Origin of the sequence: Photorhabdus cinerea, from assembly GCF_011189575.1 — a bacterium.
Classification (GTDB): domain Bacteria; phylum Pseudomonadota; class Gammaproteobacteria; order Enterobacterales; family Enterobacteriaceae; genus Photorhabdus; species Photorhabdus cinerea.
On sequence record NZ_PUJW01000007.1, the window covers coordinates 31,788 to 56,949 of the forward strand.

A 25,162-nucleotide genomic window follows, 5' to 3' on the forward strand; every position below is an offset into this window, starting at 1 on the left:
TTAATTAATAGGCGGAAATTTCATCCATAAATATTATCTTTAATAAATAGTGCTTAGGAGCTAACAATATATTTCAGGAGAAAAATTTTTGGTTCTTAAAGAAGGGTATTTGCTCTACCTCCCTTATGACATCACTCAAAATAAATTATGGAAGAGTTTAAAATTAAGCGGAGATAAATGTGAAACCCTTATCTCAATTTCATCGTTATAAGAGGTAAATATAATGCGAGTTCATTATCTTAATATTATTACTAGCGGAGATAAGTATAATGCGAAACCATTATCCTAATATTATTATTGGTGGCGGCCCTGCTGGGCTAAATATGGCCCTTGAATTGAGTAAACGCGGTATTGAATATCTCTTACTTGAAGCAAACGAGACTGTTGGTGGTCAGTGGGATAGATTTCCTGTATGTGGAGAGTTGATCTCGCTCAACAAAAAATATGTTCCCGGAGACAATCATACCTATCGGATGCGTTATGACTGGCACACTCTCAGCACTATTGACGCGGAAGATGTGGTGAATGATCCAAAACTTCAATTTACAGAATGGACATCAGCGCATTGGCCATCAGCAAGAATCTATAAAGAATATCTAAAATACGTGGCCGATAAAATGGGGCTCGTAAAGTGTATACGCACCAATATGCGCGTTCGGCGTATAATGAAAGAGAATGAACATTTTATTATCGAGATTTCTGATTCTCTGTCCATCTCAGCGGATCGAATATTTTGTGCTACCGGCGTATCAAAGCCGATTATGCCAGATATTAAGGGACTTAATGCTGAAACCTGTACCCTTTACGAGAACTTCGATCCAAATACTGCTGCTGAGCGCTATAAAAATAAAATTGTTGTGGTACTTGGACGAGGTAACTCTGCTTTCGAAATTGCACACCACCTTATCGATATCACAGCCGAGACACGTGTTGTCACGAGATCATTACCACTGTTCGCCCGGCAAACTCACAACGTGCATGATTTGCGTGCTCAAATCTCAGATGTTTTCGATTTAATGCAACTCAAGTCCAACAACAATATTGTCAGTGACCGCATTGTTGAAATTCGGCGAATCACTAGTGGGAAGCATAAAGGACAATTATTGGTCAGCTACGAGACACCTTGCCCGCATTGGTCCCCACCAAGATGGATGAAACGAACAGGCATCGTTGACGATGTGATTGTATGCTGTGGATTCAACTATACCTTATCAGATATTTTCGACATGGATACTGTTCGGCCAGATGTTGATGAAAAAGGTAAATACTGTTTGCTCACATCAAGTTGGGAGTCAGTGAACGTACCAGGGCTCTATTTTATTGGTGCTCCTATGCGAGTCAATGATCCAGATGCCGCCTCCGGATTTGTACATGGTTTCCGATGTAATATTCAAGCGCTTGGAAATATCATTGCTGAGAAATATCACGGCATGGCTCTCAAGCCAATGTTTGAATGCAGAATCCCCCTTACCAATCCCTCAGACGCGCTGGTATCTCTCTCCAAGTTTCTCGTAGACCTTGTCAGTACAAGCATGCCACTATTTGAGCTTTTCAGCTATTTCGGAAACGTAGTCACATTTGAAGAATGTAATGATGAAGGTGTTATACGCGCGCGTGTATGGCCTTCGTTTTCGCGAAAATATAACAACGAGCGTTGGGGAGATAAACAAAATCGCCTTGAGGTAGTATTTGAGTATGGATTCTATCGGTATGGCAATGGCGAGCTCCCGACACATTACTTTACGTTACCAGCCGATCATTTCGACACTTCTCAAAGTGCTTACATCCACCCCGTGTTTCATGTTTTCCGCGAGGGTGTAGAAGTGAACGCCTTCCATATGCAAGAGAGTCTTATTGGTCGTTGGGACCTTGATGACTATGTAGATGCCGAGACCAATGTTGATCAGTACAGGAACGTTGCTTTCAATGCTTGCGCCTGTGCACTTGGTATTGAAGAACGCAGAAGCATGTTGCCAGTGCTTGATGAGTTTGTCGAAAAGTGCTACCCACTCATGAGCGAAGAGGAAATTGCAGAAGCGCTTCGGATTCAACCAACCCTGGCATTACTTGCCAAGCAGTCATGATTGTATTGTACTAGATGTGTACAACGAAATTTAACTAACAAGACAGGGACAGGATAGCGATTTTTATCTAAAAAACTCATGTCCCTGCGCCAGATAGCGAAGGTTACCTTATGTTCACAAATTTTACTACACTCCAAGGTCTATTAGGACTCATATTGACTAGCTCAGTACTGATCGCTGTTCCTGGCCCAAGTATCATGTTTATTGTAGGGCAGGCGGTGTCAGTGGGACGGACCAACGCATTACGTGGTGTGATTGGAAATGCAATCGGAACCTATTGCGTTGCCGTGGTCCTTGCCTTGGGAATTGGCTCTTTGCTCATACAATCCAGCACTGCTTTGATGGTCATTCGTTTGCTGGGTGCTATTGCCTTACTAGTCATCGGTTTTCAATATCTTTTTTTTTCAAAGCCACTGCGAGTTGGGGAGAATGTTAGTTCCAAGAAAAATAAGCAAACATTGGCGTTAGGAATAATCGTTGGTGCAACGAATCCGAAGGCATTGATTATGTTTGGTACGATAGTTCCAAGCTTTTTAAGCGAAGGAATAGACAGCCCTATTTTATCCCTGCTCAGTTTTTCATTGATACCGATTGGCTTAGGCTTGGTGATAGATACAGCATGGGTCGCTGCCGCGCATGCTGTGAGTTCGCGCGCATCTTTTACTGAAAAAAGAATGAGGCTAGTGAACATACTAGGTGGAGGGATGATAATCGTAATGGCTGTTTTCTTAGTCATGGGAGCTCTACTTTGAAAAATCAGCAGATATTAACGTTCAATTGAAATATAAATTTCTATAAAAAGGAAATAAGAATTAACCACGCTTTAAATTAATAAAGGGCAACTTACAGAGTGGAAATCTGTAAGCTAGACCCTCTATTACTTCTTACCCCGATACCTTAATGAAGCCTATCTCCTCCTTGCTCCGGTAGATCGTCTTCATCATCTTCATCTTGTGCGTCAGGATCTTCAAAGTAAGTACCCCAACCATCATAATTGACACCGATTTTTTCGGCCAGATTCATCAGTTGTTCAACCTGGGTATCGATCAGTTCTGCATTTAACCCACATTCACTGATAACATCACAACACATAAGAATAGTGCCATCCTCAATCTCCAATTCTTCTGCATCAGTCACTTCATAACCTAGCTTAAAGGCTTCGACAGCAGCCTTTTCCAACAGATTAAAATCTTCTGCAGAAAAGTGGTGTTCAATGGCATAAAGCGCATCTGGGTCACTACCATCTTCCAATAATTCTTCAATAATAAGGCGCGTTTCTTCACGTTGTTCTTCTAAGTCTTTTTGATTTGCCATACCCAATATCCTCAATCAGTTGGCCGTCCCAGCTTTCATTCTCCCACACCACAGTCAGCCTAACCACTGTTTACATCAAAGAAATCTAACACGGAGTTGAAATTGAATTTTTATAGATATAAATTGAATACAAATGCAAAAACAAATGCGGAGGTACTCAACAATGAATCCGTTCTATCAACGTAATTTACTAAGGTTACTTGATTTTTCTTCAGCAGAAATCCTCGCTTTTCTGAAGCTGGCGGCTGAATTAAAATCGACTAAAAAATCCGGCACAGAAAAAGCTCTGCTAACAGGTAAAAATATTGTGCTAATTTTTGAAAAGGATTCCACCCGCACCCGCTGTTCATTTGAAGTAGCTGCTCATGACCAAGGGGCAAATATCACTTATCTTGGCTCTAGTGGTAATCAGATTGGTCATAAAGAATCAATTAAAGATACCGCCCGTATACTTGGTCGCATATATGACGGTATTCAATATCGTGGCTATGCTCAGAAAGTAGTTGAAACGCTGGCAGAACACGCTGGCATCCCCGTATGGAATGGCCTGACGAATGAATTTCATCCTACCCAGTTACTGGCAGATTTACTCACTATCCAGGAGCATCAACCTGAGAAACCGCTGTCAGAAATCAAATTCGCCTATTTAGGCGATGCCCGTAATAATATGGGCAATAGCATGCTAGAAGCTGCAACACTGACAGGTATGGATGTTCGACTGGTTGCTCCTGAAGAGTACTGGCCAGATGCAACACTAGTTGCTGAATGCCGAAAACTGGCTGAAAAAACCGGCGGTAAAATTACTCTAACTGAAAATATCGCTGAAGGTGTTAAAGATGCTGATTTTCTTTACACCGATGTCTGGGTTTCGATGGGAGAGCCAAAAGAAGTTTGGCAACAACGAATTAGCCTACTGAAACCTTATCAGGTAAATATGGATATGGTGAAAATGACAGGTAATCCGCAGGTAAAATTCCTACACTGCTTGCCTGCATTCCATGATGAAGAAACTACGTTAGGTAAGCAACTGGCAGCCAAGTTTGATATGTATGGCGGGCTGGAAGTCACCAATGAAGTTTTTGAATCAGAACACAGTATTGTGTTTGATCAGGCAGAAAATCGCCTACATACCATTAAAGCGGTAATGGTAGCAACACTGGCAAAGGATTTGAAAATCTGATTACTTAAGATATCTGTAGGGTTATGTCTATAAAGGCGTGATTCTGCCAATACCATTTTTCTTCCGGCGAATACTTGCTGTAAGATTTTTCACGAGTATAATGCGCCGCAATTTGCCGGGAGAAATCATGAAAAACAGCGCTTATTTTCGTCAAGCTAAAGTGCGAGTGCAACTGCCTAAAGGCAGCCAGCAACCATTGTTTTTCCCGCCGCTAAACCGATCATTTAAGGCCCCTCATTGAGGGGCTTTTTTTTGCCCGGCAATCAATTGATAATCGCTACACCCGGATGTCAGCATTAGAGGAGAGTGAAAAATGGCTAATCCGTTATATCGCAAACATATCATTTCAATAAATGATCTGAGCCGCGAAGATCTGGAATTGGTATTGCAGACTGCTGCCGCACTAAAAGCCAGACCACAGCCTGAATTACTGAAACACAAGGTTATCGCCAGTTGTTTCTTTGAAGCTTCTACTCGTACTCGCCTCTCTTTTGAAACAGCAATCCACCGTCTTGGTGCTTCAGTTGTTGGTTTTTCAGATAGTAGTAACACTTCCCTAGGCAAGAAAGGAGAAACACTGGCAGATACCATTTCCGTTATCAGCCAGTATGTTGACGCTATCGTGATGCGCCATCCACAGGAAGGTGCACCACGTCTGGCTTCTGAATTTTCCAGTTATACCCCAATCATCAATGCCGGTGATGGTGCTAATCAGCATCCGACTCAAACCTTACTGGACTTGTTCACTATTCAGGAAACCCAGAAACGGCTGGACAGTCTGAATATCGCCATGGTTGGTGACCTAAAATATGGCCGCACCGTCCATTCGCTATCACAAGCGCTGGCGAAATTTAATGGCAACCATTTCTATTTTATCGCCCCAGAAGCACTAGCAATGCCAAACCATATTCTTCATATGCTGAATGAAAAAGGTTCTACTTATAGCCTGCATACTAATATTGAAGAAGTCTTGCCAGAGCTGGATATTCTTTACATGACTCGTGTACAAAAAGAACGCCTTGATCCATCCGAATATGCCAATGTAAAAGCCCAATTTATTCTACGTGCCACTGATCTGACGGGAGCGAAAGAAAACCTTAAAGTTCTACATCCACTGCCACGTATTGATGAAATTACTGTCGATGTAGATAAAACTCCCCATGCTTATTATTTCCAACAAGCAGAAAATGGCATTTATACTCGTCAGGCACTATTATCTTTAGTTTTAAATGAATGATTAAAAAAATACTTTTTAATCCGCGAACATAACCGGTTATTACTTTCTTTCTAAAATGGAATGCGTGTCGATTCTTAACCATTACCTGGAGGGTGAATACAGACAAGTTGTCACCAAAATGTATTCATAAAAACACTATGACCCAAGATCATAAATTACAAGTCGAAGCCATTAAATGTGGTACAGTGATTGACCATATCCCAGCTCAGGTAGGCTTCAAATTACTTTCTCTGTTTAAACTGACTGAAACTGATCAACGTATCACCATCGGCCTGAACCTGCCTTCCAATCAATTAGGTAAAAAAGATCTCATCAAAATCGAAAATACATTTCTTACAGAACAACAGGCTAACCAGCTGGCTATGTATGCGCCGAATGCAACGGTGAACTGTATTGAAAACTATGAAGTAGTAAAGAAACTACCAATTAACTTGCCCGAGCGCATTGATAGCGTGTTAGTCTGCCCTAATAGCAACTGTATTAGCCACAATGAGCCTGTAGAAAGTAGTTTTCGGGTCAAAGTCACATCCGAAGACGTGGTGCTAACCTGCAAATACTGTGAGAAAGAGTTCGACCGCAACGTGGTAATACTCAACGAGTAAACGATCTATGCCAGTTGCTGAGGCAGATACGGGGACTATAATAGTACCTTTGTGAAATATTCATTCAGTTATCACATTAACAGGAGAACCTATGTCATACGAGATTAATACCGATAAAGCCCCTGCTGCAATTGGTCCATATGTTCAGGGTGTTGATCTGGGCAGCATGATCATCACTTCTGGGCAGATTCCGGTAAATCCAGAAACAGGTGATGTAGCAGAAGATATTGCTGCTCAAGCTCGTCAATCACTGGAAAACGTTAAAGCTATTGTTGAGAAAGCAGGTCTGACTGTAGGTGACATTGTTAAAACGACCGTTTTCGTTAAGGATTTAAATGACTTCGGCACTGTTAACTCTACCTATGAAGCATTCTTCAAAGAACACGATGCATCTTTTCCAGCACGTTCTTGTGTTGAAGTAGCCCGTCTGCCAAAAGACGTTAAAATCGAAATTGAAGCTATCGCGATTCGTAGATAATCCTCCAGTTCCACTTTTATAAATCCTTAGTTAGTCGCTAACTAAGGGTTTTTACTTTTCTCCATCCTCCAAACATAGCTGACTATTCTTTGTCTTAGATCAAATCAAGTCGTTATTATTTCGCTTTAATTTACTATATGTTGTGCTTAAATATAAAACACAACCTACATATAGATTTATCCATATAAATACCAGAACTGGTATTGTCGATACCTATGGATAACACTTTCAAGGAGCCATATTGTGAAAACTGTTGTGATAAAACGAGATGGTCATCAAGCGCCATTTGATGAAGCACGTATCAGAGATGCTATAAAACGGGCCGCTTCCACTGCTGGCGTCACAGATGATAAATATTGTGCTCAAGTTGCATCCGCAGTAACGCAATTAATGGCTAATCACAAACAAGTTGATATATGGGATATTCAAAACGCAGTAGAAAATCAATTAATGGCGGGCAACTATAAGCACCTTGCCCGTCTCTATATTGAATATCGTCACGACAGAGATATTGCCCGAGAGTTACATAGCCGTCTTAATCAGGAGATCCGTGGCTTAGTTGAGCAAAGTAATATTTCCCTGCTCAACGAGAATGCCAATAAAGACAGTAAAGTTATCCCCACTCAACGCGATCTGCTGGCAGGAATTATTGCCAAACATTATGCCAAACAACATATTCTGCCGCGTGATGTGGTATTAGCTCACGAAATAGGTGAAATCCACTACCACGACCTAGATTATTCACCCTTTTTCCCGATGTTCAACTGTATGTTAATTGACCTAAAAGGCATGCTGACCAACGGGTTCAAGATGGGTAATGCTGAAATAGAACCGCCGAAATCCATTTCAACCGCAACCGCAGTCACTGCTCAAATTATCGCTCAAGTTGCTAGCCATATTTATGGCGGTACCACAATTAACCGTATAGACGAGGTGTTAGCACCATTTGTTAAAGCTAGCTATGACAAACAATTAGCAATTGCTACAGAATGGGATATTGCCGATAAAAAATCCTTCGCGGAAGCACAGACCGAAAAAGAGTGTTACGACGCCTTCCAGTCACTGGAATATGAAGTTAATACTCTGCATACCACCAACGGACAGACACCTTTTGTCACTTTTGGCTTTGGTCTTGGTATTTCAAAAGAATCTCGCCTAATCCAGCAATCCATTCTGCGTAACCGCGTTGCTGGTTTAGGCAAGAACCACAAAACAGCAGTATTCCCCAAACTGGTATTTGCTATCCGTGATGGCCTGAATCATAAGCCTGGTGATCCTAACTACGATATCAAACAACTGGCTCTCAAGTGTGCCAGCCAGCGGATGTATCCTGATATTCTTAATTACGATCAGGTTGTTAAAGTCACGGGTTCCTTTAAAACCCCAATGGGCTGCCGCAGTTTCCTCAATGTTTACGAAGAAAATGGAAAGCAAATTCATGAAGGACGCAATAACCTGGGCGTTATCAGCCTAAACCTGCCCCGTATTGCCATCGAAGCCAGAGGAGATGAAAAACATTTCTGGCAATTACTAGATGAACGTCTGATGCTGGCGAAGCAAGCATTGATGACCCGTATTACCCGTCTGGAAGGGGTCAAAGCACGAGTTGCCCCAATCCTTTATATGGAAGGTGCATGTGGGGTTCGCTTAAGAGCGAATGATAACATTGCTGAAATCTTTAAGCATGGCAGAGCTTCTATCTCTCTGGGCTATATTGGCATTCATGAAACCATTAACGCATTGTATGGCGATCAGGTTCATCTATTTGATGATCAACAATTACGTGCAAAGGCTATCTCAATTATTAACCATCTGCGAAAAGCAACTGATCAATGGAAGAAAGAAACCGGCTATGGTTTCAGCCTATACAGTACACCAAGTGAAAATCTATGTGACCGTTTCTGCCGCCTTGATACCGCTGAATTTGGTGTTATCAAAGGAGTGACAGACAAAGGCTATTACACCAACAGCTTTCATTTAGATGTTGAAAAGAAGGTCAACCCTTACGATAAATTGGATTTTGAAGCACCTTATCCACCACTGGCAAACGGCGGTTTTATCTGTTATGGCGAATATCCTAACCTACAACATAATTTGAAAGCATTGGAAGATGTCTGGGATTACAGCTACTTATGTGTCCCTTATTATGGAACCAATACACCCATTGACGAGTGCTATGACTGCGGATTTACGGGTGAATTCTCCTGTACCAGCAAAGGATTTACCTGCCCTCGTTGTGGCAATCATCAACCTTCAAGAATATCAGTAACCCGCCGCGTCTGCGGTTATTTGGGGAGTCCTGACGCTCGTCCATTCAACGCAGGTAAACAGGAAGAAGTAAAACGCAGAGTAAAACATCTGACAAATGGGCGGTTAGGCTAATTAAAACAGGCAAAGAAAGTGAATTATCACCAATATTACTCTGTTGATGTGGTTAACGGTCCCGGAACTCGCTGCACACTATTCGTCGCGGGATGCGAACATCGATGTCCCGGTTGTTATAACAAAAGCACCTGGCGAGTGAATTCTGGTCGCCCATTTACGCAGGAAATAGAAGACCGTATTATTGCTGACTTACAGGATAGCCGTATTAAACGACAAGGGTTATCTCTGTCTGGCGGCGATCCTCTGCATAAACATAACATACCGGTAATCCTGAAATTGGTAAGACGGGTCAAGACAGAATGTCCTGAAAAGGACATCTGGATCTGGACTGGCTATCTTTTAGATGACCTTAATGAAGCTCAACAGGAAATTGTCAGCTATATTAATGTGCTAGTGGATGGGAAATTTGTACAAGCACTTTATGATCCCGGTTTACTGTGGCGTGGCAGTTACAACCAGATTATTCATAAATTAAGATAATTTCATCGCTGCCAGCAGATTTTCTTACCAAATCCCAGCATGTTATTAGTCATCTTTATTTCACTAAGATTCAGTTGCCAGACAGGTGTTTTGGCAGCAATTGCCACTGGAAAGCGGCGACAATAACGTGCTCTGGCCTCTTTATCTTTTTCACCCTCAAGACAAATGACTTCCCCTTTGAACTGAATACCTTTTATCTGTGCAATATTACGGATCTGTCCAGTAACCGTACCTGCAACCAGTGGATTTATTTGCATCATTTCACCATGCCGAGTATGGGATTCAGTCATAAACAAAAAGGCTATCTTATCGGCATCAAAAACATAGAAACAACTCGCACACCAAATATCATCATCAGCGGCGGTGCAAAGCGTAAGGACATGCTGTCTTGCGAGGTATTGACGAATAAGCTGAAAGTTTTCGGTGGTATTCACACTCCCCCCAATGGAAGGATTTTATCTGCCCGGATACCCAGAACCACGCCCGGATAAACATCATCCTGCGGCGTGTTCTGATATCTCCTGACAGAATCAGGGTTCAGTATGCTCTACTATAAATTAGTTATAGATTTCAGCAACACCTGACAATTGGTTCTTACCACTAGCAGAGATAATACGGAAAGAAGATGCACCAGCTTTGTCAGCTTTTTTGGACAATTCGGCACTCAAGCTTTCCAAGGTATCAGCTCCCGTTACAGAAACCACACCAACTTTAGGAGATGAAGAAGATTGAACTTCAGTTGCCGCCATACTTCCAAAAGAGATAGCACTTAAAGCCAAAGCAGCAGCGATATATTTTACGTTTTTCATAACATGATCCTTGATCAATTTTTAATGGAATGAATTACTCTCTGTGACGTGGATCATATTATGCTCTAACTGACAGAATAAAAATTAGCAATTATTGCTATTTTATTTCAAAATTTTTGAATAATTAATGCTATATCCAGGAAATTGATATGTAACAAGTTTTAATAAATCTATTATATTATAATAACTTAAGATAAATTATTCCGAAAAATAATATAGAAAGACCACTTGAGCAAAATACAAATATCAGAAATAAAAAATTAAGAAAAAAATTATATGGCTAAAAATCAATGGGTTCTTTATTTGCTGAAAACGAAAACAGGAACGCTGTACACAGGAATAACGACAGATATCAACCGCCGTTTTGCACAGCATGAAAATGGTAAAGGAGCAAAAGCACTCAGAGGTAAAGGCCCATTGCAACTGGTTTTCAGCAATAATGCTGGCGACAAATCCAATGCTTCACGACTGGAATATCAGGTAAAACAGTTGAGTAAACAACAAAAAGAGAGGCTGGTTATTTGCCAGCCCATCTGTATAGCAGAATATTTAGCATCAATTCAGAAACGGTCAAAAGGTGGAGAGTAAGTAACCAGTCCAGTATGGTCAGCCAAAAAACTATCAGCTAATTCATATATCTGAAAATAGGGTTCATATGTTGGCCACTGACAGTGCAACTGATGCTCACTGGCAAGCGTAAAACCAAATCGACGGTAGTAACGTGGATCACCTAAAACAACGACTGCTCTATAGCCAAATTCATTCAAGCTATCCAGACCTTCATAAATCAGTCTTTCTCCAATCCCCTGCCGGCGATATTCTTCAGAAACCGCCAACGGCGCCAAACCGACCCACTGGTGATCTTCGCCATTAATATCTACCGGACTAAATGCCACGTAACCGATTACCTGGCCTTCATCATCCGTAGCAACCATGCCCAATGTCAGTAATCCATCTTCTCGCAACTGCTTTACCAATTCCGCTTCCACCGCGGCATCAAATGATTTCCGTAGTAACCGATCTATCCCGGCTGCGTCTACCGGAATTTCTACTCTAATCAACATGATAATCGCGCATGATCGCATTGATATGCGCCCTCCAGCAAATTGATTTTAATAAACTCATCCAATTGCAACAAACCCGCACGAAGAACAGCAAATATGGGATTTAACACTATTACATCTACTAGATTTCTAACATACAACCCCAATCCAGCCTCTCCTGTAATACACAAATGACGATGCAGGAAGGAAAAGGTATCAGAGGCTTCTTTGCGGGTAGCTATCAGAATCAGATCATTGGCTTTGTCGTTAAGACCAATATCTTTCTGCTCATGCCGACTGAGAACCAAATGATTATCATGGGCAGTAATAAACCAACGCAGATTGAGATCGCGGATTTTTCCTAACACAACTCAGACTCCTTACTCGATAAAGTAATGTAGCTATTCTGCCAAAATACATCGATATTCTTCCGATCCTACATCAAGAATCCAACGCAGAACCAGCTGTAAATTTTACTTTTAGCTATTAGGGTAACATCTGCTTATAAACTGCTCTAAATCAAAATATCCCTTCTTTAATTCAATTAAAATTCTTAACCATTATTACTTCATTCCGGTATTTTATATCAGGAGGATTTGTCCCACAGAAGACCTATATGAGAATACAATCGTTGCAGATAACAGGGCAGATACTCTCTATATCATTCTAAAGTAGGAGATCAAGGCCCGTTATTCCTTCAATCTTAAGAGAAAATAAAAATACAGATAAACATACAGTTACAAAAGAAATTGTAAACATAAGTTGCATGTTAAGATCTAAATTTACACATCTTGATTATAGCGGATTGCAAATTTTTAGCTTAACGTATGACGTCAGTCCATACGTATTTCTTACGGTTATTCCCAGGAATAAGGTTAAAAACACGCATGGATTTCATTAAGTATTGCTTCTGGATTTACTATCCTTGGGCTGTAATTTGTCACAAACGTATATTAGTTCGATCTTTATACAATAAATAGGAATGGTGTATGGAAGGCCAAGATATTTATTCAAGATTCATTGGTAAGAGGGTAAAGCTATGGATGGATGAGCGCTTCCCGCTACAGAACGCGCCACTTTTCTTTATCTTTTATATCATCAGCTATTCCGTAGCTTTTTACTCGATAGGGGAAAAGCCGGTTTTATCATGGGAGATCCTGCTCGGTTGCTTAATGTCCTTTTCTTATTTTTTACTATTACGGATATTCGATGAGCATAAAGATTATCAGCTGGATTGTGAACACCATCCACAGAGGATATTACAGCGCGGCATTATTACGCTAAAAAATCTACGAGTACTCGGTATCTGCTGCATTGCCCTGCAATTGGGTGGGAGTTTATTTTTAGATCAGGGAGTTGGTTCAGTCACTTTTGCCTGGCTATTAGTCTTTATCTGGACCTGTCTTATGGGGAAAGAATTCTTTATCAGTGAATGGTTAAACCAGCACCTCACTTGGTATGCCATTTCCCATATGTTGGTCATGCCACTCATTATCTGGTGGCTGGTTAATATCGCTAGTCCCAACCTCACACTCACTTTCCCAATATGGGTTTTGATGGGGTTATGCTTTTTCTCTGGATTTAGTTTTGAAATTACACGCAAGTGTAAAGGCCCAGATGAAGAACGTCCGGAAATACCGACCTATTCATCTATTTTCGGCAGAAAAGGGGCAGTTGCTATTATCGCGGCATTACTCACCATAATGTTAGTGTTACAGATTTGGCTAATTAATATCACCACTGACGACATTGCGTTATGGGCATTAATTATCTTGGTAGTTTGTTATGCATTGTGTCTGTGGCAATTAGGTAAATTTCTCTGCCACCCCACTATTCAAAATCGCAAACGCAATGAAGCTGTCGTGGGAATATTTATGGTTCTGGGTTATTCAGTTTGCGCTGCCAGCATTTTAATAAAGCTTGGGTTTGCTTAGGTATCGAAGGAAATATAGTTATGTTGCAAAAAAATATCCAATCATATGCGAGTCATGTCTCAGATAATACCACTACTCACATAGAGAGCTGTGCACTGGGTTCAATTCCAGAATTATCACGTGACATATTCAGCAATAAACACCAAGAGGTATCTGCCGTTCATACAACAGCAGCCCAGGTAAAATTATTACCCCGCCGCCATCTTTATACATATACCGAGGAAGCCCGGCAAAAACGCCTAGATTATTTGGCAAAACATACCGGACATACGCTAGAACACGTGGCAAATACCCATCTGGACGCGACGAAACTAACAAAAACGATTGAAGGATTTATTGGTTCAATAGAAATCCCTGTAGGGATTGCTGGCCCTTTATTGATAAAGGGACAATACGCTCAAGGGGTATATTACGCACCGATTGCCACCACGGAAGCCGCCCTAATTGCGTCAATATCCCGTGGTTCCTCAGCCATTATGCAATCAGGGGGTACGACTGCCCGTGTGCTTGGTCAACGCATGATACGAGCTCCCCGTTTTGAATTTTATAGCGTCTCACATAGCATTATGTTCAGTGATTGGATCAACGAACATATCAGCGAACTACGACATGAAATTGGACGTCACTCCAAGCATGCGCAATTGACGGAAATAAAACCACACATCATTGGACGTAGTGTCCATTTGCAGTTTATCTACAATACAGCCGCCGCTGCAGGTCAAAATATGACCACCATCTGTACCTGGTATGCATGCCAATGGATACAAGAGCAGTTAGCAGAAATGACTTTTATACCACTGCGCCACTTTATGATAGACGGTAATACTTCCAGCGATAAAAAGGTGGCTTATCAATCCTTTATTGAAGGACGTGGAACGCGTGTAGTGGCAGAGGTTTATCTAAATGCTGAATCCTGTCAGCAAATCCTGCGAGTCACTCCTCAACAACTTGTCACGGCTTATCATCATGTCTGCGAAGGAGCCACAGCTTCAGGGATGGTTGGTATAAATATTAATGCAGCAAATGTTATCGCCGGTATGTTTACAGCCTTAGGCCAAGATATCGCCTGCGTACATGAATCTTCGGTAGCACATTTGCACATGACATTAACTGCCGATAACCGCGTCTATTGCTGTATCACATTGCCATCACTGATCGTAGGCACAGTCGGCGGAGGTACCTATTTACCACACCAACGTGAATGTCTGAACATGTTAGGCTGCACCGACGAAAACGGCACTGCTCGCCTGGCTGAGATCATCGCTAGTTATTGCCTGGCTCTTGATATTTCAACACTGTCAGCCATTGCTGCGGATGAGTTTGCGCAATCGCATGAAAAACTCAGCCGTAACCATCCAGCTCCCACCGTTGGTATTATTCCGCGCACCCCGCAAGAGCTTGACCTGTCATTCTTCCAACAGGCAAATTTTAACCCTGTGTTACAAGGGGCTAACCTGACCACCATCAAACCCAAATTTTCTGGCGACGATGGACACAGCATGCTAACCCAGCTGAGTTCAAACTATGCGGAACGTTTAATTGGTCTATTTCCCTTTGATATGACCACATCCGCACAGCTCACTCTGCCTGTAATGCTGAAGCTAAAACCGTTGGGGAATGAAGTCGTTAACATGATACTGGATATCGCCAAACACTGTTCCCCTGAGCTGTTTACTGTTTTTCAGGATTTTGCACATCAGCTTGAATTTAACCAGAGCCATACCCGCGAGCTAGCTATTATGAACCAGCAAAATCCACAGCTCATGCGTTATATCCCTGTCATCTATGGTGTGATTGAAAACGAGGCAACTGGAACCTATGCCCTGATTGAAGAATTGCTTCACGATATGGTGTTAATGAACAATATTAATCTGGAAATACCCTGGGAACAGCACCACCTTGAAGCGGCTATCCGAGGAATTGCCGATATTCACGCCATCTGGTTAGGGCAAGAAGAAGAGCTAATGTGGAAATTCCCACAACTGCAAATGTCGAATGCTGATACGGTTTCACAGACGAGCCCCCTATGGAAAAAACTAGGCAATTTTGTTCACCAGACATTCTCGGAGCTATTAACCGCCGAGGAACACCAAGATTTCCAGTTCTGGGTAGATAACTCAGCCATATGGTGGCAAGAGATCGAACAGATGCCTCGGACATTAATCCATGGTGATTTCAATCCACGTAATATCGCTTTCCGGCAGCAGGAAGAAGGGTTACGTTTATGTGCCTGGGATTGGGAATTGTCTACTTTGCATCTGCCCCAACGCGACCTCGTCGAACTGTTAGCCTTTAGCTTAGACCACCAGCAAAGCGATGCAAACAGTGTGGCCTATTATATTGAACTACACCGAATTGAGCTCGAGCAAAAATCGGGGATTTCTCTTGACCCGATAAATTGGCATCGCGGCTATGAGCTAGCGCTACGTGATTTCTGGATGAGAAGAATCCCGCTTTATATGATGGCACATAATGTTGTTGGCTATCCATTTATGGAGCGCACGATGAAAACTATCCGCTGGCTTATTTCATTAACGCGGAATCAATAGTCAATCGAATTAGGTTATTTAATTCACTCTTCCTCTAATAATAAGGGTGCAGCAATAGCTTGTAATACATTCGTGTCTTATTGATCTATTAACCCACAAATATTATGTGCAAATAAGACCATGATATATATAAGTGTACTATTGCTGCATTGGTGGAATAACATGAAATATCTCTATACTCAAGATAGCGCTATTAAATTAGCGGAGCATTCCTTAGGTGGCAAAGCGGCTAATTTATTATGGCTGACACAAAATGGTTTTCCTGTACCTAATTATTGGGTCATCAGCAGTGAGGTACTGAACAGCTTATTAGTTAACGATACGTTTGCAATCAACATTGTGGAACAGTTAGCCGCTGTGCCACATGATATCAGCCAGGAAAAACTCGACGCCATTGCCGCTCCTTTGCGCCAATGGTTACAATCACTCCCTCTGCCTACGGAATTAGAAGAAGAGCTGGCTCTGTTGTCAGAAAATCACCCAGATACGTTTTTTGCTGTTCGCTCATCCGCTATTGGTGAAGATGCAGCCAATGCGTCTTTTGCCGGGCAGATGGATAGTTACCTATTCCAGCGTGGCAAATCCGCACTTGCTGACAGCTTACGTGCTGTGATGGCTTCAGCCTTTAATACCCGTGCGTTGCAATATCGCCTGCATAAACAACTGCCGATGGGTAATATCCGTAGCGCTGTCATCATTCAGAACATGGTTGCCTGTGAAGTTTCTGGAGTCATGTTTACCGCGCACCCAGTTACCGGCAGTAGACAACATTACTTAATCTCATCCGCCTGGGGAACTGGGGAAGGTGTAGTTTCTGGTGAATGCGATACCGATGAGTTTTCAGTTCATCTCACCATGCCTGAGATCGAACGCCATATCACGCAAAAAGGGACAGCAAGTGTCTTCGATACCGCCAACGGCAGCGGTACAGTGACAGTACCAGTCGCAGAGGAAAAACAGTGGGTTCCAACCTTATCCGATGATGAAATATATGCATTGCGAGATATTGGCAAAAAAATCGCAGCGGCACGCGGTTGTCCGCAAGATATCGAGTGGACGGTTCAAAACCATCAAATCTTTATTCTACAGACCCGGCCAATAACCAGATTACCCCGTCAGGATGATAAGAACGAACACCGTATTATCTTCGACAACTCTAATATTCAGGAATCTTATTGTGGAATAACCACGCCACTGACTTTCTCTTTTGCCCGTGCTGGTTATGCCACTGTTTATGAACAGACAATACGTGCTTTGGGTTGTTCAGATAAACAGGTTAATCAGCATCGTTCTATGTTGGAAAATATGCTCGGCTTAATTAAAGGCAGAATCTATTACAACATCAACAACTGGTATAAAGGGCTATTATTACTCCCCTCTTTCCAAACTAATAAGAAAGATATGGAAAGAATGATGGGGCTGGAAGATCCTGTCGATTTCATTGAAGATAAAGAACTTTCATTGGGCGATAAAATAAAAAAACTTCCCAAAATGGGATGGGCTTTGCTGCAACTACTATATGCCTTCAGAACGATGGATCAGCGGGTAAAGTTGTTTTTAGCACAATTTAAACAGCATGCCGCAGCCATAAAACGAACAGAGTTACATACCTGCAACAGCGGCCAACTGATCGAGAAATTGAAATATCTGGATGAGCACCTGCTACGACGCTGGACGACGCCAATCCTGAATGATTTCTACGTAATGATGTTTAATGGCCGAGTACACCGGGGGCTAGCTGCTGCTGGCATTGAGAACCCGACTGCACTATTAGGTGATCTCCTCTCAGGGGACGAAGATATTGAAAGCACCCAACCGACCAAAGTGCTGTTAAAGATGTGCCAATATGCGCGCCAGCATCCTGAATTATGCACCCTGCTAACGAACGGCGATGCACGTACCTTGCTAACCCAAGTACGCCAGCTCGATGAACCATTCCACCAACAATGTATTGATTATATTGAAAAATATGGCGATCGTACTATGGGTGAACTGAAGCTGGAAACCATTACACTAAAACAAGATCCCAGTTTTCTGTTTCTGATAATAAAAAACTACCTTGCTATCGATACCCTCACACCAGAGACGTTATCCAGCCGGGAAAGAAAATTGCGTACTCAGGCAGAAAACACCGCATTTCAGCAAATACGCGAGCGACTTGGCTCCAAACATATGGCCGCCTTCAAAAAGAATTTGCAGAAATTGCGCCAGGCAATACGCCACCGGGAAAATATGCGCTTCACCCGAACTCGTATGTTTGGGCTATACCGGGATATTTTCATACAGCTTGGTCAAGCATATGCACTAGAAGGGCTCCTCGCTGAACCCCGCGATATTTTCTACCTGACGTTAGAAGAGATCTACAGCGGCTACGAAGGAACCTCGGTACAAACCCAACTTAAGCCTTTAGTGGCTATACGCAAGCAAGAATATGCCAGCTACGAAACAGAAGATGAACCAGCTCACCACTTTTTCATTAGAGGCTCACTGTATCAGCAGCAAGATTACCGCTACCCCTACCAAGAACAACAGACCCCGACCGATAGCAGCGTGCTGCAAGGCATAGGTTGTTACCCAGGGCAAGTTGAAACGACTATCCGCTTGATTAAAAACCCACAGGACGAAATGTCACTGGCAGGGCAAATCCTTTGCACAGTGCGTACCGATCCCGGCTGGGCACCGTTATTCCCTACAGCCGGTGGATTATTAATCGAGCGCGGTTCCACTCTCTCTCATTCTGCTGTTGTAGCCCGTGAACTGGGTATCCCGGCAATTGTCGGCATTCCAGCTATCACACAAATTTTAAAAGATGGTGATCGGGTACGCATGGACGGCGCAACGGGGAGTGTTACCCGCTTGTACGACACCAACACAGAAGAGTTACCATCAGGAGGTGAACATGTCTGATATATTCATGGGTGAATGGTCACCAACCAATCCACTGCCTAAAGGTTTTCTTGACCTTCCATCCATTATTTACCGTGATTGGCCGCTCTGGCCTGGCGAAGATCAGGAAAAGGTACAGCAACAGTTCAGCCCCGAAAATTGTTGGTTTAATCACAGCAAAGCTTGGATTGGCTGTATTCCAGGGAAAACCCGTCTTGCCGGCCTTTTGGTGCCTCATAGCGTTGATGGTCAACCTGCCGCATTCTTCGGCTTTTGGGAAACCGATCATGACCTGGCAAGCAACACCATGCTGTTTAGCGCCCTAGAACAATGGGCCAAGAAAAATGGTGCGCGTAATCTCTACGGACCGATTAACTTTTCAACCTTCGGACATTATCGTGTCCGGCTTAATCATTTTGATGTCCCTCCCTTTGAGCACGAACCTTATAATCCTCCTTACTATTCCCTCTTGTTAGAAGGGTTGGGATTTGATACTCGTTACCGCTATACCTCGCTATTCGATGACACCCAAGCAATAGCAAACAACTTTCGACAAGATTATCTACGCGCACAAAAACTCCCTGATCCCCAAGCAACATTATTACCGTTAACGTCGGAATTATGGATGCAGGAACAGGTTAAATTATATTCCTTTATTGACTCAGTCTTTGGCGAAAATTTCGCTTACACCACTCCATCCTGGACAATGTTCCAACAATATTGTGGTGAAGAGTTTATTAAACCGTTTTGTCGCTATCCTGCGTCATTCCTGGCTAAAACCACCAGCGGCGAAATTGCTGGGTTAATCCTTAGTCTATCAGTCCTGCAAGAAGGTCAACCCACCATCGGATTGTTGAAAACTGTGGCCGTCGCACCGCAATACCGAGGCAGCCGGTTGTATAACACGCTATATGATTCATTTGAGCGGAGCGCCAGCCGCATTCACCCTCGCCTGGGGGGCGCTCTGATGCGCGAAGATAATAAATCATTAAAAACCGCAGAACGACTTTTCAGTACTCCTGCTTCCACCAGACATCAATACGCGCTTTATTACAGGAGGATCGCATGACAAATATTTGTCAGCCAATTGTCGATGTAGCCCAAAAACATCCTGAACATTTAGCCCTGCAAGCGCCACAACCATTGGATAACGACTGTAGTTTAAGTTTTCGGGACTTTTTTTCTCATGCATCCCATTTCCAGCATCTGTTAACCCAAGCTGGATTTGTAGCTGGCGATCGCTTGTTAGTGATTGTTCAACCTGGCCTGATACTTTACCCATTACTTATCGCCATTTTGGGGTTAGGACTCGTTCCAGTTATGCTTGAACGAGGACTCTCTAAAAAGCAACTCAGGGAGATACTACGTCACAGTAAATTATCAGCAGTAATTACCCAACCTACGTTAGGAAAATTCTGGTTTCTGATCCCCGAACTGTGGCGACTGCGTCGTTTTGTCATTGGGCAACGTATCTGGGGCATGAAAGGGCTGGAAACCCCCAGCCAACATTTACCGCTGAATAGTTTTATCTGCCGTGATTTACCACCTGATACGACAGGGTTAATTACCTTTACCTCTGGCTCCACTGGTATGCCCAAAGGCGCAAACCGCACCCATGACAGCCTGTTAGCACAACTTTACGCTATAAAGACACTTTTTCCCGAAGAAAAGAATGAGATCGACCTGCACAGTTTCCCAGTCATGGTGTTGCATTCGTTGTGCTGCGGCAACAGCAGTATTCTACCTGATTTTGACTTTGCCCATCCCGCAACTGTCGATGCACAGAAAATCGTCAAGCAATTGCAAGATAAAGGCATCACATGTCTCAGCGGTGCACCCGCCTATATGAACAAGGTCACTGACTATGCCAGAAATAGTAGGTTGTCATTCCCCAATGTACGGACTGTCATCGTAGGTGGCGCTCCTGCCAACAAGTCACTGCTCGAAAACTGTCTAACTGTCTTTCCACATGCACGGCATTTAGTCGTCTATGGTTCTACCGAAGTCGAACCGATCAGTACAGTCGAAATGACAACTCAGTTAAACCAATGGGCAACACATGATGGTTATCTGGTCGGAAAACCGGTTACACAAGCAGAAATATGTATCCGGGAGATAACCACCAATCCCCAGCAAATTACGCCTCTGACCGCCGGTAATGTCGGTGAAATCTTGGTTGCTGGATCTCATGTACTTAAAGACTATATTGATAACCCTCAAGCAACGAAAGAAAACAAACTCCCTCGAAAACAAGGAGGCATCTGGCACTGTACCGGCGACGTTGGCTATCTTGATACCACAGGGCAGCTTTGGCTACTTGGACGGGTAAAAGACAAAGTGGTGTTAGATGATGGGTGTATTATCCACCCCTATGTGGTAGAAAAAAGGATCAATGAACTACCCAATGTCACTCGGAGCGCATTCGTGTTGCATCCTTTAGGAGGCGCAGCCCTGATCCTAGAAAGCACCACCACGCCGGTAGATTTACCCGCCATTTTAGACGAACTGAATATTACGTTAGTTACCCGTATTTATTATATTAATCCTATCCCTGTCGACATTCGTCATAACAGCAAAATAAACCGCATCGCGCTGATAAATATGCTCAGGAAAGGCCAATTATCCTCCGTTGCATATAAGGAAAAATTATGAACAATAATCATTTCATTATCCAATTAAACAGAGCAGACTATATTACTATTGGTGGTGCAGTATTTAGCGCTCTCGCCGTGGCAGCCGCATTACAACATTGGTATTACTTAGCTATTGCGTTTTTGTATCTTGCCATGCTTGGCGACGCGCTTGATGGCATTCTAGCCAGAAACTTAAATATTGTTCGCCCATTTGGTCGCTATCTTGATGGATTTATGGATCAACTTATTTACTTAATCTCGCCATCCATTATTCTCTATCTTTCTGGTTATCAATCTTGGTATTCCCTGTTTATTATCTTAATGATCATTAGCGGTTGTCTGCGATTATCCGTATTTAATGAAGTCGGGAATATTAAGAATGAAAATCAACTCTCCTATCTTGGTATGCCGGTATTCTGGAGCTTATTCATTGTCAGCGGTTACGCTTTGGTCAGTTTAGTTGTAACGCCATGGTTGGCACATCTTTTACTGACATTAGCGCTCCTTGCATTCAGTATTGCTATGCTATGGGATCGCCCGTTTTATAAGTTCAAAAACCTCAGTACTATCATCAGTACAACACTTGCAGGGTTTGTTTTATTTACCGGTCTTCATTTCTGGAGTCTTTATGCTCAATAGTTTTTATCACGGATGGATTTTAATGATCCCCGTCATCCTTGGTGGTTGTTTACATATGCTGATTGTTACAAAAAACTATTTTGCCTGCTGGGCTATCCCAATACACCAACGTTATTTCGGCCGTAACAAAACCTGGCGTGGTTTTATTGCTGTACCCATTATTACCGCACTATTTTCGTTATTGTGGTTAATTCTCGGTATCGAAACGCAGGACACTGTTATTCCCAAGACTATTTCCTCTTGCTTATTTGCCGGGTTTCTGGCGGGTTTCGGCTATGTTCTTTTCGAATTGCCAAACTCCTGGCTAAAAAGGAGACTCGGTGCAGCACCGGGGCAGCATCCAGAGCAAAATAAGCGGCTGTTTATTTTATTCGATCAACTTGATTCCGCTATTGGCGTCACAATAGCCTATTTTATTTATCTTAATCTTACTTATATCGATGCACTTTTCGTTTTCCTCTGTTTTTTAATCAGCGCCTTTATTGTTAAAAATATGCTGTTTTTACTTTCGCTGAAAAAAACGAGATTCTAGGTGTGAATACCGCAGCAAAATGGCTGCGGTTTCGCAGCTTATATAATAAAATTCAATTATATGGAAAATAAAAATATGGAATTATTACCTAAATATTCTACGCAAATAATAGGTTATTTTCCTGAATTCACCATTTCGTACCATCCCGATCAGAATTCCTAATAGCATATAAACCACGCCAAGGATTAGCATCATAGCAATATCTCCCAGTACATTTTGTAATGGCAGCCCCATTTGGTTAACACCTGCAATCGCTTTTGTCGCCCAAGTGGATGGTAAGGCAGAAGAGATTGCCCTCACCCAATCAGGCATTGCCTGTACCGGCCAAATGGTGCCGGAAATATAGAACACAGGCGTTGTAAGAAGAGCGATCGTTAAATAGATCATTTCTACACTGCGCATGCATTCTGTTACCAGCTTCCCCAATCCAAACACCGACAGCATAAACAGGAAAGTCAGCATTAATAACAGAGGAATAGACGCTTCCTGACGGTATCCCAATACCCACGGCCAAAGAACAAAAAATATGATGGAGAGGAAAAGCCAGATTGGTAATAACGCCGACAATGCACCTAAATAGACGGGTAATGGGGGTTTACCTTTCGGTGTACTGCGCATCGTAATACTGACCCGCACACAAGATATTAGCAAAGAGTGTTGCAACAACATCACCAACAAACCAGGAAAGGTAATTGCAGCAAAGCTAACACCCGGGTTGAACAATCCAATAATTTCACTACGAATTGGCATCAGTAATAACTTTACCTGTTCAGGACTAAAACCATATTTCAGTAGTAATTTGCTGTTATATTCACTCAACAATTGCCGGTGGGCTGAAGTCAACTCTTGCTGAATTTGCCCATTGGCAAGACGACTCGTTGCATCTCCATAAATTGGGAAGGTGATATTTTTTCCATTAAGGATCTTTTTCTCCAGATCCGCCGGTATGATGATGATCGCGAAAATTTCACGTAATAGCAGATCGTGACGGGCATCAGCCAGATTGTCATAGCTGTGGACAGCAATTTTAGCCGTGGAGTTAAGCTGACGTATCAGAGCACGACTGGCGAAGCTGTGATCCTGATCGATCACGGCAACGGGCAGATCCCATACTGTTGGCCGAACATACACCAAACTCATCAGACACAGGGAAGCCAGCATCAACATCCACATAGGTTTTTCCAGCATTCCCATTAACACCCGGCGAAAAGTCTGCCAATACATCTGCATCATTCACCGCCTTGTGGCAGTCTAAGCCGTTTCAATAACCGGTTACGCACTAGCAGGGAACAAACGAGCGGATAAATCAGTAACGAAGCACAAACAGATAAAATACCCAGTAAAGAAACCTCACGCAGAAAAATATCAAACATCGCATTCAAGGCATGGGTCAAAGGTTCAAGATTGGCAATTATCCTCGCTGGCAATATCATTGATAATTCTGGTACAGACATACCTGAAAAGGTCATCGCGATACTTACCAGTACTCCAATCAGACTGTAAGCTGTTAATACGCTGTTAGTGAAAGTAAATAGCAACATGCCAATACTTTGAGCAGCAATAACGTAGAAGAAACCCACTATTACCATATATATTGGGTTACCATTCACTTTTGCATCAAATACCCCAATCAACGCCGCCAATTCCACAATCAACAACAGAGTAAAAAATAGGGTATAAGGTGCCAGTTTTCCCAACAGGGCGAAGGTAAACGGTTTCATTGTCATCAGCGTACTGCTACGGGCCATACTGTAAATCGTGCAAGTCACAACAAAAAGCTGTAACAAATGGATAGTGGCCGCAAACTGCTGATAATAAATGTAACTACCACTGGCATTGAAAAGACTGTCATAAGCGAGTGTGACATTAGCCAACGGAGGTAACTGGCGCCCCATCTCCGTTGCCAGTACGGAACGGTATTTCGCATTGATCTCCGCCATTACTCCACTGAAATCCTGAATAGAATAACTTCCGGCACCATAAAACAATGCGTTGTAATACATACGAACTGTTGGCTGGTACCCCCGGAGAGCATCAGCCTCAAAATCATTCGGGATATAAAGCAGAGAGTAATCCTTAGCGTTGCCAAGCCGTTCAAGAGATTCATGCAATCCGCCATCGTAGGATTTAATCTGCGCATGAGAAGCGCCATCCAGATTACGGATCAGACTACGTGACAACGGGCTATGATCATTATCCACTACCGATACCGGCAGATTGAGCAACGTCCCTTCTGAAAAGTTAGCGCTGATTAGCACAAACAGCATCAAAGGGAATAACCAACTTAGCCAGTGAAAAACCGGACTGCGGATCGTAGCCCGAATCTCTTGACTAAAAGCGCGTTCAAACCCACGCCATGCAACCTTGCCCCTCATCA

23 protein-coding genes are annotated in these 25,162 nt (G+C 42.8%); 16 read left to right on the forward strand and 7 right to left on the reverse strand.

The genetic code is table 11. From position 1 onward, the window contains the following. Window positions 1–269: 269 nt before the first annotated feature. Both C5469_RS08245 and C5469_RS08250 read left to right on the forward strand, forming a co-directional pair. Entirely contained in the window at window positions 270–2,084 is a 1,815-nt protein-coding gene (locus tag C5469_RS08245) for an NAD(P)-binding domain-containing protein (protein WP_166304784.1), read from the forward strand. Window positions 2,085–2,194: 110 nt separating this feature from the next. Beyond that, window positions 2,195–2,836, forward strand: a complete 642-nt coding sequence (locus tag C5469_RS08250; RefSeq protein ID WP_166304786.1) for a LysE family translocator — start codon at window positions 2,195–2,197, stop codon at window positions 2,834–2,836. Between the two features lie 145 nt (window positions 2,837–2,981). Here the strand turns inward: C5469_RS08250 and rraB are convergent, their stop codons facing one another. After that, on the reverse strand, window positions 2,982–3,398 hold the full coding sequence (gene rraB, locus C5469_RS08255) for a ribonuclease E inhibitor RraB (protein ID WP_166304789.1): 417 nt from the start codon (window positions 3,396–3,398) through the stop codon (window positions 2,982–2,984). Window positions 3,399–3,561: 163 nt separating this feature from the next. Here rraB and argF point away from each other — a divergent pair, with 163 nt between their 5' ends. The 6 genes from argF (at window position 3,562) to nrdG (ending at window position 9,760) form a co-directional block, all read left to right on the forward strand. Next, window positions 3,562–4,578 (forward strand): ornithine carbamoyltransferase, encoded by a 1,017-nt coding sequence (gene argF / locus C5469_RS08260; RefSeq protein ID WP_166304792.1) that lies wholly within the window; start codon window positions 3,562–3,564, stop codon window positions 4,576–4,578. A gap of 313 nt (window positions 4,579–4,891) precedes the next feature. Then, window positions 4,892–5,815 carry an aspartate carbamoyltransferase gene (pyrB, locus tag C5469_RS08270; RefSeq protein WP_166304795.1) on the forward strand — a complete coding sequence of 308 codons (924 nt, stop codon included), beginning with the start codon at window positions 4,892–4,894 and terminating at the stop codon, window positions 5,813–5,815. A 137-nt stretch (window positions 5,816–5,952) separates the two neighbouring features. Further along, window positions 5,953–6,417 carry an aspartate carbamoyltransferase regulatory subunit gene (pyrI, locus tag C5469_RS08275; RefSeq protein ID WP_166304798.1) on the forward strand — a complete coding sequence of 155 codons (465 nt, stop codon included), beginning with the start codon at window positions 5,953–5,955 and terminating at the stop codon, window positions 6,415–6,417. A 91-nt stretch (window positions 6,418–6,508) separates the two neighbouring features. Then, window positions 6,509–6,895, forward strand: a complete 387-nt coding sequence (gene ridA, locus C5469_RS08280) for a 2-iminobutanoate/2-iminopropanoate deaminase (RefSeq protein ID WP_166304801.1) — start codon at window positions 6,509–6,511, stop codon at window positions 6,893–6,895. Window positions 6,896–7,138: 243 nt separating this feature from the next. After that, a complete protein-coding gene (gene nrdD / locus C5469_RS08285) occupies window positions 7,139–9,277 on the forward strand; it encodes an anaerobic ribonucleoside-triphosphate reductase (RefSeq protein ID WP_166304804.1) in 2,139 nt (712 codons plus the stop codon). A gap of 18 nt (window positions 9,278–9,295) precedes the next feature. Further along, on the forward strand, window positions 9,296–9,760 hold the full coding sequence (gene nrdG / locus C5469_RS08290; RefSeq protein ID WP_166304807.1) for an anaerobic ribonucleoside-triphosphate reductase-activating protein: 465 nt from the start codon (window positions 9,296–9,298) through the stop codon (window positions 9,758–9,760). Window positions 9,761–9,762: 2 nt separating this feature from the next. On the opposite strand, the gene C5469_RS08295 is transcribed toward nrdG, so the two are convergent. Both C5469_RS08295 and bhsA read right to left on the reverse strand, forming a co-directional pair. After that, entirely contained in the window at window positions 9,763–10,194 is a 432-nt protein-coding gene (locus tag C5469_RS08295; RefSeq protein WP_166304810.1) for a YhbP family protein, read from the reverse strand. Between the two features lie 123 nt (window positions 10,195–10,317). After that, window positions 10,318–10,569 (reverse strand): multiple stress resistance protein BhsA, encoded by a 252-nt coding sequence (gene bhsA / locus C5469_RS08300; RefSeq protein ID WP_166304813.1) that lies wholly within the window; start codon window positions 10,567–10,569, stop codon window positions 10,318–10,320. Between the two features lie 276 nt (window positions 10,570–10,845). Between bhsA and C5469_RS08305 the strand changes: the two genes are divergently transcribed. Next, entirely contained in the window at window positions 10,846–11,157 is a 312-nt protein-coding gene (locus C5469_RS08305; protein WP_166304816.1) for a GIY-YIG nuclease family protein, read from the forward strand. On the opposite strand, the gene C5469_RS08310 is transcribed toward C5469_RS08305, so the two are convergent. Then, complete coding sequence (locus tag C5469_RS08310; RefSeq protein WP_166305149.1) at window positions 11,130–11,633, reverse strand: GNAT family N-acetyltransferase; 504 nt, start codon at window positions 11,631–11,633, stop codon at window positions 11,130–11,132. The two genes, C5469_RS08305 and C5469_RS08310, sit on opposite strands and share 28 nt — an antisense overlap. Beyond that, window positions 11,627–11,980 carry a ubiquinone anaerobic biosynthesis accessory factor UbiT gene (gene ubiT, locus C5469_RS08315; protein ID WP_166304819.1) on the reverse strand — a complete coding sequence of 118 codons (354 nt, stop codon included), beginning with the start codon at window positions 11,978–11,980 and terminating at the stop codon, window positions 11,627–11,629. The genes C5469_RS08310 and ubiT overlap by 7 nt, the downstream gene beginning before the upstream one ends. A gap of 621 nt (window positions 11,981–12,601) precedes the next feature. Here ubiT and C5469_RS08320 point away from each other — a divergent pair. From C5469_RS08320 to C5469_RS08350, 7 genes are all read left to right on the forward strand, one after another. After that, window positions 12,602–13,546, forward strand: coding sequence for a prenyltransferase (locus tag C5469_RS08320; RefSeq protein WP_166304822.1), 945 nt, complete (start codon window positions 12,602–12,604; stop codon window positions 13,544–13,546). 20 nt (window positions 13,547–13,566) lie between these two features. After that, window positions 13,567–16,095: a phosphotransferase gene (locus C5469_RS08325; protein WP_166304825.1), complete on the forward strand. Its 2,529-nt coding sequence runs from the start codon at window positions 13,567–13,569 to the stop codon at window positions 16,093–16,095. Window positions 16,096–16,257: 162 nt separating this feature from the next. Further along, complete coding sequence (locus C5469_RS08330) at window positions 16,258–19,002, forward strand: phosphoenolpyruvate synthase (RefSeq protein WP_242689420.1); 2,745 nt, start codon at window positions 16,258–16,260, stop codon at window positions 19,000–19,002. Beyond that, window positions 18,995–20,050 carry a hypothetical protein gene (locus C5469_RS08335; RefSeq protein ID WP_166304831.1) on the forward strand — a complete coding sequence of 352 codons (1,056 nt, stop codon included), beginning with the start codon at window positions 18,995–18,997 and terminating at the stop codon, window positions 20,048–20,050. The genes C5469_RS08330 and C5469_RS08335 overlap by 8 nt, the downstream gene beginning before the upstream one ends. Further along, window positions 20,047–21,633 carry a fatty acid CoA ligase family protein gene (locus C5469_RS08340; protein ID WP_166304834.1) on the forward strand — a complete coding sequence of 529 codons (1,587 nt, stop codon included), beginning with the start codon at window positions 20,047–20,049 and terminating at the stop codon, window positions 21,631–21,633. Before C5469_RS08335 ends, C5469_RS08340 begins: the two co-directional genes overlap by 4 nt. Continuing rightward, entirely contained in the window at window positions 21,630–22,253 is a 624-nt protein-coding gene (locus C5469_RS08345; protein ID WP_166304837.1) for a CDP-alcohol phosphatidyltransferase family protein, read from the forward strand. Before C5469_RS08340 ends, C5469_RS08345 begins: the two co-directional genes overlap by 4 nt. Then, complete coding sequence (locus C5469_RS08350) at window positions 22,243–22,785, forward strand: CDP-archaeol synthase (RefSeq protein WP_166304840.1); 543 nt, start codon at window positions 22,243–22,245, stop codon at window positions 22,783–22,785. The genes C5469_RS08345 and C5469_RS08350 overlap by 11 nt, the downstream gene beginning before the upstream one ends. 84 nt (window positions 22,786–22,869) lie before the next feature. Here the strand turns inward: C5469_RS08350 and C5469_RS08355 are convergent, their stop codons facing one another. Next, window positions 22,870–24,015 carry an ABC transporter permease gene (locus C5469_RS08355; protein WP_166305152.1) on the reverse strand — a complete coding sequence of 382 codons (1,146 nt, stop codon included), beginning with the start codon at window positions 24,013–24,015 and terminating at the stop codon, window positions 22,870–22,872. Further along, entirely contained in the window at window positions 24,015–25,160 is a 1,146-nt protein-coding gene (locus C5469_RS08360) for an ABC transporter permease (RefSeq protein ID WP_166304843.1), read from the reverse strand. Before C5469_RS08360 ends, C5469_RS08355 begins: the two co-directional genes overlap by 1 nt. Window positions 25,161–25,162 lie beyond the last annotated feature (2 nt).